This is a genomic window from Bradyrhizobium sp. UFLA05-125 (genome assembly GCF_059803515.1).
Map to the genome: position 1 here is coordinate 1 of NZ_JBANBJ010000196.1, position 515 is coordinate 515.

The 515-nt window shown below is 58.4% G+C and carries 1 protein-coding gene; it reads right to left on the minus strand.

Annotated features, from left to right (window positions below):
• Positions 1-515, minus strand: a 515-nt coding sequence (locus SO156_RS45910; RefSeq protein WP_498539473.1) for a GAF domain-containing protein, incomplete at both ends; no start/stop codon positions are given.

The window sequence follows — 515 nt, forward strand, 5'->3', positions numbered from 1 at the left end:
TAGGGTTGCGCGGTTCCGGTCGCCTCCAGCTCCGCAACGCGTCGGTCGTCGGCATCGCGCCATTCGGTGGGCGTCAGATCCCGCCAGCGCAGTCGACCGGAGGCGAGATCGTCGCGGCCGTATCCGACGATGCGGAGAAAAGCTTCGTTGGCATCGATGATCCGATCGTCACGATCCCAGACGAAGATGCCGATGATGTTGGCATCTACTAGCCGTCGTATCCTGGCCTCCCGCTCAGCTAGCTCGCGGTACAGGCTGGCGTTCTCGATTGAGATAGCCGCCTGGGAAGCGAGCAGTGTGAGGACCACCATTCGAGCAGGAGTAAACGCGGCAGTCGCAAGGTTGTTCTCCAAGTACAGGATTCCAATCAACCTGGTCTGCTTAATTATCGGCAGGCAGAGCACTGACCGTGAGCGGTGGTCGCGAATATAAGCATCCGCTGAAAACGAGTTCTGGCTGGACGCATCGTGCAGGAGAACGCTCTCTTTTGTCCGAAGGACGTAGTCAAATACAGA